This window comes from Serratia sp. (in: enterobacteria) (assembly GCF_046715635.1).
In the GTDB taxonomy this organism is placed as follows: Bacteria; Pseudomonadota; Gammaproteobacteria; order Enterobacterales; family Enterobacteriaceae; genus Chania.
In genome coordinates, this window is the sequence record NZ_JBKJYW010000492.1 from 1 (window position 1) to 16,678 (window position 16,678).

The window sequence follows — 16,678 nt, forward strand, 5'->3', positions numbered from 1 at the left end:
GACCAACACCTCCAGCCGCTCCGCCATGCTGTCAAAGTCACGTGCCACCTCGGAAAGCTCGTCATGCCGCCGCCGCATCGCCGGGAACAACCGCACCGCCAGATCGCCCTGCGCTACCCGTTCAAAACCGGCACGCAGTTGACGCATCGGGCGCGTCAGGTTCCAGGCCAACATGGCGCTGAACAGCAAGCCCCCCAGCCCACCGACCCACACCATTGGCTCCGGAATGTTCAGCAAGCGCCAGCGCTTGGGTGGCCGATATTCGGCACGCAGTCCTTCCAGATCGTAGCTCAACAGGTAGCTCTGGTTATCTGCACCTGTTACCCATTCCACCATCATTTTTGCTGGTCGGTCGGAGCTTGACTCATCAGCCGATGGCTTAAAGGCTGGCGTCACGCTTAAGAAGCGGCGTTCGGTTTCAGGCCATTTGGCAACCATTGCGTTCAGCGCGGGCATCCCACTACTGCGCAACACCGAGGCCGCAGAGGTCAGTTGCAGATTAGCGATACGCCAGGTCGTGCTGTTTTCCGGGACTTCATGGCGATTACCATAAAAGGTAAACGTCACCCATAGCGCCTGCGTCATGATGATAAACGTCAGCCAGAAACCGAGCAGTATTTTCCAGAACAGTCTTCCGCGCATCGGTATTACCTGATGCGATAACCGATACTGCGCACGGTTTCAATGCTCAGTCGGTTATCGGTTAGGGCGCCCAACTTCTGGCGGATATTGCTGATATGGACGTCCACGCTGCGATCGTAAGCCTCACGTGGCCGCCCCAACCCTTTCTCTGACAGTTCATCCTTCGACACTACTCGTTCAGGCCAACGCAGCAGTAGCTCCAGCAAATTGAACTCTGAAGCGGTGAGATCGAATGCCTTACCCTGCCACGCACTGCTGCGGGTGGATGGGTTGAGCGTCAACTCGTTAAAACTCAGGACAGAAACTTTATCCACCGCTTCCGGCTGCTCTTCAAACCGGCGCAGCACCGCACGCAGGCGTGCCACCAGTTCGCGTGGGTAACAAGGTTTCGGCACATAGTCGTCCGCGCCCATCTCCAGCCCGATCACCCGGTCGATATTGTCTCCCTTGGCCGTCAGCATGATGATCGGCAAGCGGCTCTTTTTGCGTACCTCGCGTAGCACGTCAATACCGCTCATGTCCGGCAGCATGATGTCGAGGATCATTGCGGTATAGTCGCCAGAAAGCGCCCCCTCCACTCCGGCCTTGCCGGTCAGCACCAGCGACGCGTTGAATCCTTCAGCCGTCAGGTATTCGCTCAGCATGGTGCCAAGTTCCAGATCGTCATCGACCAATAAAATTTTCATGCCTACTCCTTCGCTGATTTGCCGCCATTTTCGCGTCTATTGTCGCTCTACGCAGCCGGTTTTACCTAATCCTTACACATTAGCCAAGTGGCCTGCGAACGCTAGCAGAAAATCACGTTTGAGAGATGAATAGCTGAAGGGAAGAGAGGGGGATATCCCGGCCACAGGTGCCGGGATGGCAATCGTTCATAGCTCGTTAAGTCGGTTAAAAGACATAACTGGCTCCGGTCATCAGCATGCCTGAAACATCGTCGCTGACCATGGGGCTGTTGCGTACCTCACTCGATAAAGCTATGCCACGAGCGATAAAGAAGGCGCGCCAATTTTCGTTGAAACGATAATTCACCGACATCTCGACATAAGGTGTCCAACTGCTGCCCGGCTGATATTGTGCCAGCCCGCTGCGCGCCGATTCGCTAGCACTGATCCCATAGTAATAATCATTGTGATTACCACTGGTCCAGGTCACACCCGCACCGGGTGCCAGACGCCAGGCACCGAGGGTGATCGGGTATAAATAGCCCATGTCGCCCAGGATGCCATTGCTGTTATTGAGCGTGTCCCCTGAAATCTCCAGGCGGAGGTGCCCCCAGACAGGATGTTTATAGCGGTATCCCATCCCTGCCATCAGCGTGGAGCGGCGCTTGTCCAGGCGTTTCATCGCGTCGTTATCGCTGTCATCCGGGTCGTATTGCAGCGGCAGGTAATAGGCGTTAACCGAAAGGGTATGGCGCGCATCGTTCCAAAGATAGACCCCACCTGCCAGGCCACGGAAATAGCCATGATCCCCTTCGTAGCCCAGTACCGGCACGGGAAGCACCCGCGCCTGGGTTTCAACGTAAGGACTAGCCGTCACCATAGCGCCCACGCCTAGTGAAAACTCATCTGCCTGTGCCGACATGGCCGTGCAAAGTAAACCCAATGACAACATCTTCAACTGCTTCATATAAAGTCCTTTTTAGCGAGTGATAAGGCATGGATAAACGCTGACACGCCTTGTTCTATTGACTCATGTAACAACAGAGCCGTGCCAATCAGCACCGAATCAAAACCTGCCTGCAACGCCTTGACGGCCTCTTGCGGTTGCCGCATGGCACTGGCGCTCACCAACAGGGCCGGGCTGCAGGCCCGCGCTGACTGATAAAGCCCGAGGCTGTGATCGACCGAACCGTGATCCTTTTCCTGCTGGCGAATGTCGCGATTGCATACTGCCAGGACACAGCCATCCGGAAGATCCAACCCCTCCAACTGCGAGACGGCATCCGCCTCGATGAAAGGGGTTAATCCTAATGCCAACGCTTGCGACGCCAGTCCCAACAGCTCCTGCTGCCTTAACAACTGGGCGCTGAACAATACCGCTGAGGCACCGGCAGCATGGCTTTCCGCCAGTTGCGCACGACGGGTGATGAAATCCTTGCGCAGGATGGGTACGCCGGTTCCATCGGCAATTTCTTTTAGCATGGCCAGACTGCCGTGATGCCAGCGGCCCGTAGTGACGGAAAGACAAGGAGCCCCCTGCGCAACATAGCTGCGGGCAATCACCAAGGGAGCACGCCCGCGCAGTAAGTCCCCGCACTCAGGGGAGAAGGGTTTGACCTCGGCGATCAGTGGAGCCGCCGCCACTCGCAACGCCTCAATGAAAGCACTCATGCGGCAACCCCGCGGAGCTCGCGACAAAAGTTCTGGGTACGCTGCAACACTTCCAGCCCAAGCCCTGCCCGCAGGATTTCTTTGGCGACATTGCCACCTTCCGACAACGAATCAACGCGTCCGGCAACCAAAAGTGCCGCGCCAGCATTCAGCGCAACCGCCTCTAGCGCTTCGTCACAGTCCTTTCCGGCCAGAACGCGCTGTAAGCGTTCCGCGTTTTCGGCCGCATTGCCACCTTTCAGCCTGGTGATATCCCCCTTACGCGCTGGCGTGCCCACCGTGTCGACAACTTCACTCCACCGCTGGTCACCCTGTGAACGCACCCACCAGCAAGGGTTCCCGCCAAAGGGTAACATCTCGTCCGCACCCGCCATGGAATGGGTGAACAACAGATTAGCCAGCCCCAGCTCACGCGCCGTACTTGCCAGGGTCTGCAACAGTGCCGTGTCAGAGGCACCAATCACCTGCCCTTTCAGCTCAAACGGACAGAGCAATGGCCCCAATCGGTTCACCACCTGCCCTACCAGGCTGAACGGCAACGGTTGGCACAGCGTGACGAGCTTGTGGCAAAGTGCCGGGTAGCGCGCCACCGGAGCAAAACCAATCCCCAGCGTCTCCAGCATCTGTGCCAAGATATCGTCATTGACGGGCACCCTGATGCCCAACCGTTCGAGCACATCCTGAGAGCCCGTTTGGCTGCTGTAAGCACGAGAGCCGCTTTTCAGCACCCGAACGCCTGCCGCAGCCACGACAAACGCCGCCGTGGTAGAGATATTAAAAGTGCCGATCCCGCCCCCCGTGCCGACGATGTTAACCGCATTTTCTGCGGCCCGAAGTGCCGTTTTCGGATAGGCCTGTTGCAGGTAACGCAAGAACGCCACCGCAATATCAACCTCCAATGGCCGGCTCGAGAGGGCACTCAAAACCGCCAGCACCCCCTGCGGGGATTGCTCCCCATGATCTACCTGACGCCAGAACTCAATCATCTCCTCCACGTTGAGGTTTTGCTGGCGTGTTAATGCCGTGAGAAACGCTTCCCGAGCTACCATTTACGCCTCCTTATCATGGGCAAATGCCGCTCAGGTATTCACCGTTAACTTGAGTTTGCCATCGACGAACCCGGCAATGGCACCCAGTGAGCTGAACTGCTCGACGTTCAATTCCTCCGGCTGCACCACGATGCCAAAATCGCTTTCCAACCAGGCCACCAGCTTTAATACCCCCAGGCTGTCAATAATGCCGAAGTCCACCAGGTTCATGTTTTCTTCAAACTCTTCAGGTTGGATATCCGGTGCAAATTCCTCGTTTAAAAAACGGGCAATAATCGCTTTAACATTCATGTCTCTCTCTCCGTTTTGGTTATGGCACAGCAGAAGGCCGTACCAACTTGATAGTGATTAGGATTGGCCGAAGCTTTGATTAACTTTCATCCCGACACTGCGGCGGCACAGCTTGCCGTTACTGTTTTTGGCCAGTGGCGTTGAGTGCACATGGTAGCGCCGGGGTAATGCATAGGGCGGCAGGTAGCGCGCCAGATGTTGGCGCAGTTGCAGCATGCTCTGCACTGCGGCACCGTATACGGCCATTTCCAGGTGACGCTCTCCATCACGCTCGGTGACAAAAGCGACGGCTTCGTCCAGCCAGCCGCAGCGCAAGGCATTCTGTTCCACGTCGAGCAGGTCAACACGGAAGCCATTCAATTTGACTATCCAGTCGCTGCGCCCGAGAAAATGGAACATGCCTGAACCGTCGATACGGACGCGATCGCGGGTGCAGAAAAAGCGTTTACCCGCAAACTGCCGAAATACCTGCCGGTTTAAGGCCTCTTCACCATAGCCCGTCATCAACGTTGGGCAATGCACCCACAGCTCGCCTTCCCGCTCATCGGTGACCGGCTGCTGGTGCTCATCCAGCAGCAACCACTCGGTATACGCCAATGGATAACCCAGAGGTACGGTGCCGCTGAGCGGCGTTTTCGGGCAGTGATAGCAGAAGGTGTCATTCGTCTCGCTGCTGCCGTAGATGTTATAAAACTCGGCGTTGGGAAATAGCGCGATCAGTTTGGTCAACAGCTCGCCAGGCATCGGTTCCCCGGCAAACAGCACCGTACGCATCGCGGGATAACGCGCCTGCTCATCGTGCGCCAACAGCAGCCGCAGTGAGGTCGGTGTGGAATGCCAGTGGGTAGCTTGCTGATCCAGACAAATCTGGTTCAGTCGTGCTCCGCTGCTCGCTTCGTTCTCCCGGGTAAGCAACAGAGTTGCCCCACTGCGAAACACCGCAAAAAGATCGAGGAAGGTCAGATCAAAGGCTAATGGCGCATGGTTGAGTAACCGATCTCCCGGCGCGGGAGTGAAAGCCTCCGCGACCCACCCGGTAAATGCCTCGATCTGGGCGGCGCCGATGTGCACCGACTTCGGCTGGCCGGTTGAGCCGGAGGTATGCAGAATGGCCGCCAATGGCTGTTGCAGCGGTGGTTTACTCTCGCTCCAGCAGGACTGCGGCGCGTCCATGTTCACCATAGGCAAACCCAACGCGGTGGCCAACGGCCCTACTACGGCTTCCGTCTGGGCATCCACCACCACCGCCGCAGGCTGGAGGGTGGCCAAAATGGGTCTTAGCCGTTCGGCGGGATAGGCGGCATCCAGCGGGACGTAGCATCCCCCCAGGCTTAGTACACCAAGCGTTGCCTGTAATGCGGCAATGCTTTTTTTCATTATCAGCACACAGCGCGGATTTTCTGCGGATAATGGCGGCAGCGCAGCTGCCAACGATCGTGCGCCGTCTGCCAGTTGCTGGTAACTACAGGATCCATCGCCGCAGATCACCGCTGTTGCCAGGGGATCGTTGGCATTCATGACCCAATCGGCCAAATGCTGTGGTAAGAATTCGCTCATCATTACAACCCCAGCATCGTTGCCAGGCGGTTGCGCTGGATGTCTGAAGTTCCGGAGTAAATCACGCCCCCAACGGCGTCACGTAGCTGTTTTTCAATGCCCATTTCCGCCATATAGCCAGCCCCGCCAAACAGCGTCACCGCGTCCAGAGCCGTCGCAACGTTGCTCTCACTGATCACCAGCTTGGCGGCGGCAATATCACCCGCCGTATTTTTGCCCGTGTGTAATGCCTCGGCGGCACGGTGCAGCCAATATTGCGCCGTTTCTACCTGCAAGTGCATATTGACCAGGCGATGGGAAACCGCCTGATTTTGGCCTATAGGCTTACCGAATTGCGTTCTGGTTTTCGCCTGCTGCAAGCATTGCGCCAGGCGTCGTTTCATCTCTCCGACCTGGCAGGCAAAAACGCACAGTACTTCCCATTTCATGACAAAATCCAGGATGGCAAAGCCCATCCCCGGCTTACCCAACAGCTGTTCCTGGGCGACAAAGACATCGGTCAGATAAATATCGCTGAGCGGCGAGGTCTTGAGCCCCATCTTGTGGCTGGCAGGACCAACGACCACGCCAGGGCTGCGGACATCAACTACAAAGGCGCTAAACCCCCCCAGTGTGCCCCGCTGGCGGTCGGTACAGGCATAAACCACGATATGATCGGCTATCGGGCCGTTGGAAACGAAAATTTTGCTACCGTTAAGTAACCAGCCGCCTTCATGCTCCACCGCCTGGGTGCTCATCGCAAAAGCGTCGGAGCCACTCTCAGCTTCGGTAATGGCATGTGCGCCAATCAGCTCACCGGACACGATCCCCGGCAGCAGGCGTTCACGTAGCGCTGGGGAGCCGAATCGCTCAACCGGCAGGCTGGTGCTGCACAGGTGGGTGCAGAGTGCAAAACTCAGCCCGCCATCCAGGCAATGCTCACCAAAGCAGGACATGAAACGTGCTGCCTGGAGTGCATTCAATCCCAGTCCCCCCGCAGCCTGGCTGGTAAGCAGCCCGGTCAAACCGCCGGTTTTCAGCAGTTCCCAACGTTGATGGCCAAAGCGCCCTTGCAGGTCATCTTCCAGCCATCCTTGGTTGATTGGCTGGCTCCATGCTTCAATTCCTGCCAGCAAGGCAACAAATTGGTCTTCGGTCATTGATGTATCCATCATCTAGCACTCACTCCTGGTAGTGTGAAAAAATCAGGCTGCCATTAAGGCCACCAAACCCTAGCGAGTTACTCATCACCATAGAGGTGCTGAGCGGTAACGAATGGGCAAGTCCTGGCAGGCGGAAATTCATTTCACTCATCGGCGACTGGCAGGTAGCCATCGGCGGAACGCACTGCTCAAGCAGGATCTTTATCGACAGCACGGCTTCCAATGCGCCAGCACTGCCCAATAAATGGCCGGTGCCGCTTTTGGTAGAACTGATCGCCAGTTGGCTCGGCTCATTGCCAAATACCTGCTGCATCGCCAGCAGTTCGTTGCTGTCATTAGCCTGGGTACCCGTGCCGTGGCAGTTGATGTAACCCGGGCGTTCATCACCCACACAGCGCAAAGCCTGGCGCATGGCCCGTACCAGCCCGTCGGGGATCGGCGCGGTCAGATGATGGCCATCTGCCGCCAGCCCACAGCTGCGGAAAATGGCCAACGGTGTGGCACCGCGCGCCAGTGCGTGATCCAGATCTTCCAGCACCATCATCGCGGCACCGTCCCCCATCACCATCCCTTTGCGTTGGTTGTCAAACGGGCGGCAGGCATCTGGCGCAATGGCGCGCAGTGCATTAAAACCGGCAAAATCGGCCTCGCGTACCTGGTCACATCCTCCCACCAGCATCAATGGCGTATCGCCCTGCCGAATACGTTCGAATGCATGACTAAACGCGGCTACGCTGCTGATACAGGCACAAGAAAACACGCTGACCGGCCCACCCATGTGCAACAGCTGCGCCAATAAGCCCGCCGCGCCTGACAGTGCTGCATATTGCGTATCCTCTGCGGCGGCACTGTCAGCAAACCGATCCATGGTGCCACCGCTGGTGGTCGCCATACTGATCCCCATCTGCCCACGCAATGTTTCATCGATCCCCGCCTGCTGCAGCGCTTCCTGAGCCGCCAACCAGCCATAGCCGGAACAGGGCAAGCGCTGATAGCATTCTGCGTCGGTTGGCCAGGATGCCTGCAGCACCTGTTGCCACAGCGCCTGAGGATCGACGGTATAAGCATGCTGTGAGCGAAAACCGGCGCTGTCGAAATGCGTGGGTACTGCTGGCAATGCCGCACCGGCGAGCAGATGCTGCCATAATGCTGACAGGCCAACCGCATCGCGGGTCAATGTGCCAAGCCCCATTACCGCTACCGTTTTTTGTTTCATCTGTTTTTTCATAGTGGATCCAGTCGCAGATGGAGCATTCCGCCCCCCGCCGTCGCAAAGGTATTTAACACCCATTCCCCCGCCAGTGAGGCTTGAACCATGTTCGCCAACTGCAATACCGCCGTTGCCCCCAAGACCTGCGGGGCTTCGCTACGTTGATGATGAGAACGCGAATAATGGCTACCGATCGCCTGTTCAAGCGACCTTGCTGCGGGCTGGGGGGAGCTGACAGAGAGAACGTGACAGGCTTCGGTGCCTGCACCAAGCTGTTGTAGCTCGGTTCCCCACTGACGCGTCATTTTTTCGAGCGAGCCGGAAAAACGCTTCAGGCCAAGCACTTCTGCCCGTATGGCAGCACCGCGCGCCAGCGCACTGCTTTGTGTTTCAAGCATCACCACGCTCAGGTTGTCGCAATAGTGCCCCTCGCTGGCCAGATGGCCCAGATGGGCCTGTAACAACGGCGAAAAGTGTTCATATCCCACCACTATCACGCGCTGACAACGCTCCGCCAACAGCCAGTCTCTGGCCATCATCAGCGCATCCAGGGAGGCAAGCTCATCCGAAACGACAGCCGCTGCCGGCCCCAGTAGGGAAAACGCAATACTGACGGCCGAAAGGGGAAAGCTGTGGGTGGCCTTGGCAAATTCGATAGCATCCACGCCGCGCGGACCTTTTTGGTGCAGGGCCGTCAGAATGCCTTGAGTCACACTCATGCAGCCATAATAAGCCCCGGAAACCAGGCCGGTTTCCTCTCCGGCCACATTGACGCCGTCCAACCCTGCGTCACGAAAGAGCTGCTGGCATAGCTGTAATAATTGAGTCGAAACCACCGTCTGACGCCGATGTTCCATTTCCTTGGCAGGAGAAAAGGTCGTGGTGCGACAGGCGGCATTTTCCACGTCCAGGTGCGGTATCTTTTCCGGTAAAATACTTGCCGTACCGGTAATTACTATTCTTTCCATCATAATAAAATCAACCCACCCTCGTTAACTGATTTAGATAAAGGTTATTATTAGTTTTATTGCCATGCCTAGTATCAGGATTTCATTAGTGTAATTAAAATAAACATCACGATGTGTTTTTTTGCATGTTCAACAATCACAAAAGATACCATTAATGAATAAAAGTCCATAACAAACACCGTTTACCGCAGGGGTTAATCAAACAAACCCGCAATGTTACCAATGATAATGTCTCTTTATTTTTTCGCATAAAACAAAAGTGACAATAAATCACAGAAAATACGTCATTTATCACTGGCAAAATAAAAATCCTATAAAAAGAACCCAGAGATAACAACTTTTTTCAATAAAAACAAATACATAGTTGATAGTTAAGAATTGTTTGACGTTATTATTTTAATATTTAACATCACTGAGCATTCATTGTATTAGTGTGTGCCACGTTTTCTAATAGGCACACCCAAATAACAAAGGAAAAGAACGATGAGCCTAGCAACGCCCTCATCTGCAAGGACGGCCAACCGGATTGTTCGCCCTCCGGTAGGTGAAAATATCGCGACATTCCATTCTGTTGTAAAAAAATACAACATGGATGGTTATCAATTTACCGCAATAAACAATGCTGAATGCTCGATCCCTAAAGGGGAAATAACGTTTGTTTATGGTCCCTCAGGCAGTGGCAAGTCCACCTTTTTAAATATGCTTGGCATGTTGGATAGGCCCGACGAGGGAAAAATCACCCTTCTGGGTCAGGACGTGCTGCTGATGAATGATGACCAGGCTGCCGATTTTCGTTCTCAGCACATTGGTTTCATTTTCCAGTCTTTCAATCTGATCCCGGTGCTTTCCGTGCGGGAAAACGTTGAGTTTCCGTTATTGCGCCATAACCTGTCGCGCCAGGAACGCCGTGCAAAGGCCGAATATTACCTGGAAGCGGTCGGGCTCAAGGACTTCACCAACCGCCGTCTCGGCGAGATCAGCGGCGGCCAACGCCAACGTGTCGCCATCGCCCGCGCGCTGGTGACCACGCCTGAACTGGTCATTGCCGATGAGCCGACCGCCAATCTGGATTCCGCCACCTCTGATGAAATCATCAATTTGATGTTGGAGATGCGCAGCCAGTTTGCTACCAGCTTCGTCATTTGTACCCATAACGAAAACCTGCTTAGCGAGTCGGGCCGGTTAATCCACATCGTGGATGGGAAACTACAAGATATCGGAGGTCTGCAATGATCTGGCTGATAGCACTGCGCAATTTGCTGAAGAACGGCCACCGTTCATTTATTACCATCATCTCTATCGGCATTGGTGGCCTGGCGATGATGCTGTTCGGCGGCTTTGTCACCTCGGTCTATTTTGGCGTGCAGACCGGGCTGATCCAGGATCAGGGCCAGTTGCAGATCTACCAGAAAGGGTATCTGCAATACGGCGCTGCCGATCCGGACAGCTACACCATCAGCGACTATCAGGCCGTTACTGACCTGTTGCTTAGCGATCCAGAACTGCGCAAACAGATTGCCATTATCACACCGCAAATCTCTTTAGCGGGCATCGCCGGGGTGGTTGCCACCGATAATAGCAAAACCTTCATTGGCCGCGGGATCCTCCCGCAGGATATCGACAAGATGCGTACCTGGGATGGATGGAATGTGCAGGTATCCAGCCCGCCAACCGGCCTGATAGCCGGTCAACATGACGGTGCCGTCATCGGTGTGGGTATGGCACGCCAGCTTGGGTTGTGCAAACCCTTGAACATTGCCGATTGTGAAGATCCACCGCGCTTGAACAAAACGATTTCCGATGAGCAGATCGACGTCAGCAACCTGATGTCCAGCGAGGACAAAGAGCAGCTCAACCAACAGACCGACGTGACAAGAGGGCCACTGCTGAATCTGTTGGCAGCCAGTACCGAAGGCGCACCAAACATCGTCAGCGTGTATGTCAATCAGGCGCAGGTTCAGGCGATGCGCTCTCTGGATAACGCTTTCGTGATGATGAATTTCGATCTGGCTCGCGAACTGTTGTACGGCGATCAACCCCGCGCCACTGTAATGCTGGTGCAATTACACGATCCCAATCAGGTAGAACAGATCAAGCAGCATATTCAGCAGAAACTGGATGCCAGTGGGATGCCGTTAGAAGTGTTACATTTCGGCGAAGTTGATCCCTCTTTCGATCGCGTTTTCAACATGTTCTCCTTTATTTTCGGTGTGGTATCGCTGTTCCTTGGCGTGGTCATCATCTTTACCATTACCAACACCATCAATCTGACGGTGATGGAGCGCGTTGGCGAGATTGGCACTATCCGGGCCATGGGCTTCCGCCGTAGTTTCATTATGCGGATGTTTATGTCGGAAAGTGCACTGATGGGCTTATTCGGTATCGTTACCGCCCTGATCATGACGCTGGTATTCAGCACCCTCATCAACAGCATGCAGCTCCACTGGACGCCGCCCAGCAACGCGACACCGCTGACGATCAAGCTGATGATCCTGGAAAATCCACAGCTGGTGTTCGGCATTATGGGCTTCCTGTTTGTGCTTTCGGTGTTCGCCGCCATTTGGCCAACCTATAAAGCCTCACGCATGAACATCATTTCTGCCATCCATCATGTCTGATAAACAGAGGTTATCCATGCGCAAAATAATGCTGAAATCTTTCTATCTGAGCTGCGTGATCGCCTCACTTTGCAGCACGTCAGTACGGGCCGATCAGGCACAGGACATCCTGCAGCGATCGGATGAAATCCGTAATCCACAGACTTCGTTTGTGGTGAACGTCTCGCTCAAGCTGTATGAGAATAACAAACTGACCGACCAGAACCGGGTCACTACCCACTCGCGGCAGAATACCAATGGGCAATTCCTGACCATCGTGCATATGAACGAACCCAATAACGATCGGGGAAAGTTGTTGCTGCGTAACGACAATATTCTGTGGTTCTACGATCCAAAATCCAAGGCCTCGGTACGTATGTCGCCACGCCAACGCCTGCTTGGCAATGCCTCCAATGGGGACGTGATCACCTCTAACTTTACCCTCGATTATGCAGCTGTCATGGAGGGTGAGGAGACGATAACCGACGGCGACCGCAACCTGCGCCCGGCCTGGAAACTGCAACTGAGTTCCACCAACGATTTTGCCCCGTACAAGAAGGTCGAGTTGTGGGTTGATAAAGAAAACGATCGGCCACTGAAGGGTAAATTCTACGGTAACAGCGGGAAATTGCTGAAGGTCGCCTGGTATCGCAACTGGCAACCGGTTTTTGGCACCGTTCGCCCAACAGAAGTGGTCATTGGCGACGGGTTCAACCCCAACAAAATCACGCTGATGCAAATGAGCGACTATCGGCAGAAAGATCTGCCGCTGTCCTGGTTTAACAAAGAATGGCTTTCTCACTTTACGTCACAGGAGGGCTGATGAGTCTAACCAGATCGCTCGTTTATCTGGGCAGTGCCTGCTTGAGCCTGATGGCGCAGGCCAACGACAATGTCCCAACATTGCCGAGCTCGGCCCAGGAACCGTTGGCAGCCCTGCATCACCGCCCATTAGGGCCATTTAGCCTGGAACTGAAAAGCCAGGCCATGGCCGATTGGCAACGGCACGATAGCGCCATCACCAGCGGGCGCCTCGCCGCCCGCATATATGGCCAAAGCGACATCAGCGGCCCCCTGGGCATTGAGCTCAATACCAAGCTACGTACCCAGGGTAACAGCCGGGAAAACTACCGGGCGGAGAACAATATCCGCCTGGATGTTCAATCGCTCGCCTTCAGCTATAACCCTTCCTCCTCCTGGCGCTGGGTGGCTGGACGCACCAATATTCGTAACGGTGTCGCCAGCGGTTTTAACCCAACTGACTGGTTCAAGGATAACAGTCAGGTGATCTTCGAAAGCCTTGATACGGCCGATCGTCGTGAAGATCGCCTTGGTGTGGTTGCCCTGGAAGGGATCTGGCTGAATGAAGAAAGCGTGCTGAGCTTTGGCTACCGGCCAAACCTGCATGCCAAATCCGATACCGTCGCCAGTAATAGCGACGTTGTCGGCCTGGGCCTGGATCGCACCAATAACCAGGATGCGGTTTTTGTTAAGTTCGCACCGTCCCCCACGTCCTGGAATAACCTGTCGCTGGCGGTAAATTCGCTGTATCAAACCGATCAGCCCAGCCTCGGAGGCGAGATTAGCCTGGCAGCACTGGATAATCTGGTGTTATACAGCGAATGGTTTGGTCAACGGCGGCAGAGCCTGACGGATGAGGCCACGCGATCCGGCCAGGGTGATATGCGGTTTTATAACCAGTTGGCCAGCGGATTCACCTGGTCAATACCTGACAGCATCGTTGGCAATGAAGACGTGGCGCTGAGCGTTGAATATCACATTAACGAGGCCGGGCTTAAACAGTCACAGCTCGGGTCATGGCGCAGCGCCGTCGCCCAGGGAAGCCGCCAGGCGCGCAGCATCGCGTTACTGGCCGGTACCAAGCAGGAACCTTTGGCCGAGCAACAATTTTTCGGCCGCCTGGCTTGGAACGATTTTTGGGGCGACAACGATCTTTCCTTTATCACCACGGTAACGCCGATGGATGGCAGTGGTTTCGGCCAGCTCACCTTCAGCGCGCCGTTCCAGCCCAACATGCGTATCGATCTGCAGGGTTACCACTACTTTGGCAACAGCAATACCATTTACGGTGCCGCCGGGCGTAAAGACGGTTGGATGTTGTCATTTATTTATACTCTTTAATCGTGGAGAGCACGGTGGAAATATTACTGATTGATGATGATATTGAACTCTCGCGCCTGCTTCAGCAACAGATGACACGGTATAACATTAACCTGTCAATCTGCCATGTTCCCTCCCAAGCGCTGGAATTAATCTATCAGCGGCCATTCGACCTGATCCTGTTGGATATTATGCTGCCCGATATGAGCGGTTTTGAACTTTGTCGTCGATTGAGAAGTCACGAGCACCTCAATAAGAAAACGCCGCTAATCATGCTGACCGCGCGCAATGAAATCGCCAATATGATCGCGGGTTTGGAGGCCGGGGCCGACGACTACGTGAGTAAACCTTTTGAACCTCGCGAGTTGGTAGCCCGTATTTCTGCCGTGCTACGACGCAATCGGGTGCAGACTCTGGTATCCCCCCCAACCCAAAAATCGGTCATACTTGGCCAGCACCAACTTTCACTGAATATGGCGCAAGCCTGGGTGACGGTGAATGGGCGTCAGCTCAATCTCACCTCCAGCGAAATGGGTATTTTGGCCAAGCTGATCCAGATACCAGGCAAAATCTGTTTACGCACGGAGTTTGAAAAACAGATATCCTCTGATGAGCATCAGGCAACACGTAGTATTGATGCGTTAATTTATCGTATCAGGACCAAAATCCGCACTATTACTGCGGATGAGGACTTCATCTATACCGTGCGCTCTCACGGCTATATGCTGCACGGCGAATTATGTCCCCCGGAGCCGAAACAAAGGACTGACTTAAATGTGTAAATGGTTTTCTTCCCGAACCGTATTTTCCATGCTGTTACTCAATACGGTGGTATCAACCTGTGCATTAGTTGCCGTACTGGTGTTTTCTTTGCAGCGTGTTGCCGATGAACATCCACGGAGATATTTGGCCAAGACGCTATTTTCCAATCTGGTGATGAATAAAACGCCGGCGCAGCTAGCCAGTATGACAGTAGATGGCATTCAGCTGGAAGTCATCCCACAAAGCAAAATGTATGCCCCCGAGTATCAGTCTTACCAACCCCTGTTAGCCATGACGTTAAGCGACCCTGATGGCATCGCCATAACGGCCAATGACGATCAGTACATGGCCGCTGCTTACAGCAATGGCAATTTCGTTGTGCTGCCCCTGTTTGGCCGCTCATTATCCTCCCAGGCGCTAGGCCTGCTTGGCTGGGTTGCCGCAGCCATCATTCTGATATTACTGGTTAATTTCTACTCTATTCATCTGCTGACACGGCCGTTCATTGAGCTGCGCCGTGGGGTCAGACATGCGGATAAAGGCGATCTCAAGTATCGCATCCCCCTTGAACGAACCTATGGTGAATATCACACCCTGGCGGACAGCTTCAACAAGATGCTACATCGCATCAATCATATTCATGAAGCCCGCCGCCATATGCTGCTGGCGATCCCCCACGAAGTGCGTACCCCGTTGGCACGCCTGAAGGTGCGCAAGGATCTGATTACCGATGAGCCACTGCGGTTGGCGATCCTCGGGGATATCGTGAACGTGGAGCGTATTCTGGATGCCATTTTATACACCGAGAAAACCCAGGCCGGTGAAGGCGAGATCCGCCTGCGAAAAATCGATCTGGCGAGCTTTTTCAACGAGATCGTCGCTGAGCAACAGAATGGCAAAAGCCCGATTGAAATAGTGATTAACACCACGGCCACCACGTTTTACAGCCATCCGACCATGATGGTGGTGCTAATGCGTAATCTGATCGGCAATGCCGTATTTTACGGCAAGTCAAATCCCGTTACCGTCACCGTTGATGACAAAAAGGGCGGTTTGCACATCAATGTGACCGATCGAGGTATTGGCATTGCCGAAGATCAACTGCCGTTCCTGACCGAGCCTTTCTGGCGGGCCGACCAATCGCGTCAACGTGAATCTGGCGGCTATGGACTCGGTCTGTATATCTGTAAAACCATTGTTGATGGATTACATGGAAAGTTAGTGATTGAAAGTACCGAGGGCCAAGGCACCAGCGTATTAATTGCCTTTCCCAACGCCTTCGAATCAACCCACAGCAAAGAGGATGAAGATGCCAACTAATATCAATTATCTTGCAGCCACGCCATTTTTGGATTTTAACGCTGCTGCCGTTCAGGCATTTATCGAGCGGATATTGCCGCCCAACGTACGTGATAAACGCGCACAGGCGATCGCCTTATATTACGGTGTGCGCGACCAAATCCGCTACGACGTCTACGATGCTGCCATGGACGCCGAGGGCCTGCGCGCCAGCAGCGTTGTCAATGCTGCCAGCGGCATGTGCATCCATAAATCGCTGCTCTATTGTGCCACACTGCGCGCCATTGGTGTCCCTGCCCGGCTATGGTTTGCCGACGTGCGCAACCATCTCAGCTCCCCCCGCCTGCGTGAGTACGTAGGCGGTGATGTCTTCCATTTTCACTGTCTGGTAGAGCTTTGCCTAGACGGCGAGAACTGGCTAAAAACGACGCCGGTATTCAACAAACAGCTCTGTCTGCTGTACAAAATGATGCCGCTGGAATTCGATGGCTATCGTGACAGCATGCACCATCCTTTTGACGAGCTAGGCAACAAATACATGGAGTTTGTGAAGCATCACGGCAGCTTTGCCGACCTGCCTTTCGACTGGCTGAACGCTGGCTTGCGCGAGCTGCATCCAAAGATGTTCAACGCCGAAGGAAAGCGCTACCGACAAAACTCGCTGATTAAAGATGCGGTCAATCATTGAGCCAATAGAGAGGGCC

General features: G+C 54.5%; 17 protein-coding genes. 7 read left to right on the plus strand and 10 right to left on the minus strand.

Annotated elements, in window-relative coordinates; all coding sequences use genetic code 11:
* The 10 genes from ACLQ7H_RS25015 to ACLQ7H_RS25060 all read right to left on the minus strand — a co-directional run.
* Positions 1-642 (minus strand): HAMP domain-containing protein (locus ACLQ7H_RS25015; RefSeq protein ID WP_411754996.1); only part of this gene is annotated, 642 nt, incomplete at its 3' end.
* Between the two features lie 5 nt (positions 643-647).
* A complete protein-coding gene (locus ACLQ7H_RS25020; RefSeq protein ID WP_411754997.1) occupies positions 648-1,328 on the minus strand; it encodes a response regulator transcription factor in 681 nt (226 codons plus the stop codon).
* A gap of 205 nt (positions 1,329-1,533) precedes the next feature.
* A complete protein-coding gene (locus ACLQ7H_RS25025; protein WP_411754998.1) occupies positions 1,534-2,274 on the minus strand; it encodes a MipA/OmpV family protein in 741 nt (246 codons plus the stop codon).
* On the minus strand, positions 2,271-2,978 hold the full coding sequence (locus ACLQ7H_RS25030) for a hypothetical protein (RefSeq protein WP_411754999.1): 708 nt from the start codon (positions 2,976-2,978) through the stop codon (positions 2,271-2,273). Before ACLQ7H_RS25030 ends, ACLQ7H_RS25025 begins: the two co-directional genes overlap by 4 nt.
* Positions 2,975-4,027 (minus strand): anthranilate phosphoribosyltransferase, encoded by a 1,053-nt coding sequence (trpD, locus tag ACLQ7H_RS25035; RefSeq protein WP_411755000.1) that lies wholly within the window; start codon positions 4,025-4,027, stop codon positions 2,975-2,977. The genes ACLQ7H_RS25030 and trpD overlap by 4 nt, the downstream gene beginning before the upstream one ends.
* Before the next feature lie 30 nt (positions 4,028-4,057).
* On the minus strand, positions 4,058-4,318 hold the full coding sequence (locus ACLQ7H_RS25040; RefSeq protein ID WP_325982207.1) for an acyl carrier protein: 261 nt from the start codon (positions 4,316-4,318) through the stop codon (positions 4,058-4,060).
* Positions 4,319-4,375: 57 nt separating this feature from the next.
* Positions 4,376-5,878, minus strand: coding sequence for an AMP-binding protein (locus ACLQ7H_RS25045; protein WP_411755001.1), 1,503 nt, complete (start codon positions 5,876-5,878; stop codon positions 4,376-4,378).
* Positions 5,878-7,029: an acyl-CoA dehydrogenase family protein gene (locus ACLQ7H_RS25050; protein ID WP_411755002.1), complete on the minus strand. Its 1,152-nt coding sequence runs from the start codon at positions 7,027-7,029 to the stop codon at positions 5,878-5,880. The genes ACLQ7H_RS25045 and ACLQ7H_RS25050 overlap by 1 nt, the downstream gene beginning before the upstream one ends.
* A gap of 7 nt (positions 7,030-7,036) precedes the next feature.
* A complete protein-coding gene (locus tag ACLQ7H_RS25055) occupies positions 7,037-8,245 on the minus strand; it encodes a beta-ketoacyl-[acyl-carrier-protein] synthase family protein (RefSeq protein ID WP_411755003.1) in 1,209 nt (402 codons plus the stop codon).
* On the minus strand, positions 8,242-9,198 hold the full coding sequence (locus ACLQ7H_RS25060; RefSeq protein WP_411755004.1) for a beta-ketoacyl synthase N-terminal-like domain-containing protein: 957 nt from the start codon (positions 9,196-9,198) through the stop codon (positions 8,242-8,244). Before ACLQ7H_RS25060 ends, ACLQ7H_RS25055 begins: the two co-directional genes overlap by 4 nt.
* A 480-nt stretch (positions 9,199-9,678) precedes the next feature.
* On the opposite strand from ACLQ7H_RS25060, the gene ACLQ7H_RS25065 reads away from it, so the two are divergent.
* From ACLQ7H_RS25065 to ACLQ7H_RS25095, 7 genes are read left to right on the plus strand one after another with little or no spacing between them, the layout of a single operon-like run.
* Complete coding sequence (locus tag ACLQ7H_RS25065; RefSeq protein ID WP_411755005.1) at positions 9,679-10,428, plus strand: ABC transporter ATP-binding protein; 750 nt, start codon at positions 9,679-9,681, stop codon at positions 10,426-10,428.
* Positions 10,425-11,813, plus strand: a complete 1,389-nt coding sequence (locus ACLQ7H_RS25070; RefSeq protein ID WP_411755006.1) for an ABC transporter permease — start codon at positions 10,425-10,427, stop codon at positions 11,811-11,813. The genes ACLQ7H_RS25065 and ACLQ7H_RS25070 overlap by 4 nt, the downstream gene beginning before the upstream one ends.
* Before the next feature lie 16 nt (positions 11,814-11,829).
* Entirely contained in the window at positions 11,830-12,615 is a 786-nt protein-coding gene (locus tag ACLQ7H_RS25075) for an outer membrane lipoprotein-sorting protein (RefSeq protein WP_411755007.1), read from the plus strand.
* A complete protein-coding gene (locus ACLQ7H_RS25080) occupies positions 12,615-13,934 on the plus strand; it encodes a hypothetical protein (protein WP_411755008.1) in 1,320 nt (439 codons plus the stop codon). Before ACLQ7H_RS25075 ends, ACLQ7H_RS25080 begins: the two co-directional genes overlap by 1 nt.
* 14 nt (positions 13,935-13,948) lie before the next feature.
* On the plus strand, positions 13,949-14,695 hold the full coding sequence (locus ACLQ7H_RS25085) for a response regulator transcription factor (RefSeq protein ID WP_411755009.1): 747 nt from the start codon (positions 13,949-13,951) through the stop codon (positions 14,693-14,695).
* Positions 14,688-15,995, plus strand: coding sequence for a sensor histidine kinase (locus ACLQ7H_RS25090; RefSeq protein WP_411755010.1), 1,308 nt, complete (start codon positions 14,688-14,690; stop codon positions 15,993-15,995). The genes ACLQ7H_RS25085 and ACLQ7H_RS25090 overlap by 8 nt, the downstream gene beginning before the upstream one ends.
* Complete coding sequence (locus ACLQ7H_RS25095; RefSeq protein WP_411755011.1) at positions 15,985-16,662, plus strand: transglutaminase-like domain-containing protein; 678 nt, start codon at positions 15,985-15,987, stop codon at positions 16,660-16,662. The genes ACLQ7H_RS25090 and ACLQ7H_RS25095 overlap by 11 nt, the downstream gene beginning before the upstream one ends.
* Positions 16,663-16,678 lie beyond the last annotated feature (16 nt).

Bases quoted from the DNA above. Each gene is read 5' to 3' on its own strand.
- ACLQ7H_RS25020 (WP_411754997.1), bottom strand. From the start codon at position 1,328: ATGAAAATTTTATTGGTCGATGACGATCTGGAACTTGGCACCATGCTG.
- ACLQ7H_RS25025 (WP_411754998.1), bottom strand. From the start codon at position 2,274: ATGAAGCAGTTGAAGATGTTGTCATTGGGTTTACTTTGCACGGCCATG.
- ACLQ7H_RS25030 (WP_411754999.1), bottom strand. From the start codon at position 2,978: ATGAGTGCTTTCATTGAGGCGTTGCGAGTGGCGGCGGCTCCACTGATC.
- trpD (WP_411755000.1), bottom strand. From the start codon at position 4,027: ATGGTAGCTCGGGAAGCGTTTCTCACGGCATTAACACGCCAGCAAAAC.
- ACLQ7H_RS25040 (WP_325982207.1), bottom strand. From the start codon at position 4,318: ATGAATGTTAAAGCGATTATTGCCCGTTTTTTAAACGAGGAATTTGCA.
- ACLQ7H_RS25045 (WP_411755001.1), bottom strand. From the start codon at position 5,878: ATGATGAGCGAATTCTTACCACAGCATTTGGCCGATTGGGTCATGAAT.
- ACLQ7H_RS25050 (WP_411755002.1), bottom strand. From the start codon at position 7,029: ATGATGGATACATCAATGACCGAAGACCAATTTGTTGCCTTGCTGGCA.
- ACLQ7H_RS25055 (WP_411755003.1), bottom strand. From the start codon at position 8,245: ATGAAAAAACAGATGAAACAAAAAACGGTAGCGGTAATGGGGCTTGGC.
- ACLQ7H_RS25060 (WP_411755004.1), bottom strand. From the start codon at position 9,198: ATGATGGAAAGAATAGTAATTACCGGTACGGCAAGTATTTTACCGGAA.
- ACLQ7H_RS25065 (WP_411755005.1), top strand. From the start codon at position 9,679: ATGAGCCTAGCAACGCCCTCATCTGCAAGGACGGCCAACCGGATTGTT.
- ACLQ7H_RS25070 (WP_411755006.1), top strand. From the start codon at position 10,425: ATGATCTGGCTGATAGCACTGCGCAATTTGCTGAAGAACGGCCACCGT.
- ACLQ7H_RS25075 (WP_411755007.1), top strand. From the start codon at position 11,830: ATGCGCAAAATAATGCTGAAATCTTTCTATCTGAGCTGCGTGATCGCC.
- ACLQ7H_RS25080 (WP_411755008.1), top strand. From the start codon at position 12,615: ATGAGTCTAACCAGATCGCTCGTTTATCTGGGCAGTGCCTGCTTGAGC.
- ACLQ7H_RS25090 (WP_411755010.1), top strand. From the start codon at position 14,688: ATGTGTAAATGGTTTTCTTCCCGAACCGTATTTTCCATGCTGTTACTC.
- ACLQ7H_RS25095 (WP_411755011.1), top strand. From the start codon at position 15,985: ATGCCAACTAATATCAATTATCTTGCAGCCACGCCATTTTTGGATTTT.